The sequence below is a fragment of the Citrobacter sp. NCU1 genome, assembly GCF_010231475.1.
Lineage (GTDB): Bacteria > Pseudomonadota > Gammaproteobacteria > Enterobacterales > Enterobacteriaceae > Citrobacter_D.
On record NZ_NRDO01000113.1, the window covers coordinates 1 to 1,253 of the forward strand.

General features: G+C 43.9%; 1 protein-coding gene. It reads left to right on the top strand.

All coding sequences use genetic code 11. The features are described 5' to 3' along the window. Positions 1 to 271 precede the first annotated feature (271 nt). A complete protein-coding gene (locus CJP72_RS24545) occupies positions 272 to 1,075 on the top strand; it encodes a DUF6945 domain-containing protein (protein ID WP_162383846.1) in 804 nt (267 codons plus the stop codon). The last annotated feature ends 178 nt before the right edge of the window (positions 1,076 to 1,253 follow it).

Sequence of the window (1,253 nt, forward strand, 5' to 3'; positions counted from 1 at the left end):
AATGATCGAGAAGAAAACCAAATTACCGCCGTCCACATCGTTAATGATCCCGGATGCGACATTTCAGATTCTGTTCAAAGAAGCAAAGCGCCGAAAAATGAGCGTAAGCGCACTCCTTCTTGAAGAATGTCAAAGTCTGGCGGTCAAATATTCGAAAGCTGGCGCGTAATAACCACGTTCCAGCATTAACACCCACCCCACGAATGAGAAGCGGAGAAAACCAAATGAAGAGCATTCGTAAATTACTGAGCATACACAGGAGCAAACAACAATGGCAAAGAACAACTATATCGACGGGGAAGTATACAAATACGCCTCAATCGAAGAAGCATTATTATCAGCAACCCGAATTACAAATCTCAAAACAGGTGAGTCAGTAAAGCTAATCGCTAACGCCAAATTAGCATATATGATCCTGCGAAAGAGATTTCACTTATTCACCGACCAATCAACAGACAATAAATATTATACAACTGGTAAGCACTACGACACTATTGAAAGTATCACTGCGGCAATCGGTGTTTCTGACGTTGGTACAGTGAGCAGTGCAATTGGCAGATTGGAAGCCGCCGGACTGCTGACCAAAAAAGAGTTTGGTAAAACTTACGAATGGACTGTTTTCGACCTCACTCCAGAATTATTCCTTCTCGAACGTAACACCGGGACGGCAAAAAAGCCTGTCTGGGTGGATTGTCTGAAATATCCAGTTTTTGGCAATGCCAAAGAAGACGTAGCGCCAGAAGTGCAGGAAGAAAAGCAGCAGTCTATTCCAGAAGCCGATCCGATGTGCGAGTTTGACGAATTGCCGGAAGAGAAAGCACCAGCACCGGAAAAAGTGAAGACAACATCTAAGCCGAAGATAAAGAAACCTGTAACACCGCCAGCCGCACCAAGTGACGATAAGGAGTATTCTACCAAATTGCGGCAATTCGAGAGCGCTGGGCATTGGTATAAATTCTCTGAGTATCAGCTACCGGATTTGGAACGCTTTAAGCGTGACGGGAAACTAACGAACGAATACGCCTTGGCCTATCTTGATAAACACACGTCACAGCAAAATATGAATATTCAATAACAGGAGGTTTATGATCCAATACTTAGTGAAATACGGTGTTGACCGTATTCAGATTAACGACGCTGGAAAGCGTGTATTAGAAACGCTGCAATACTTTTACAAATCCAAGCCAACCAAGATCCGATATGGTGACATTATCGAACGTTCTGGATGTTCGCAAGGCGGCGTAATGTTCTGG

Excerpts from the sequence above, each read along its gene's own strand:
- CJP72_RS24545 (WP_162383846.1), top strand. The coding sequence starts at position 272 with ATGGCAAAGAACAACTATATCGACGGGGAAGTATACAAATACGCCTCA.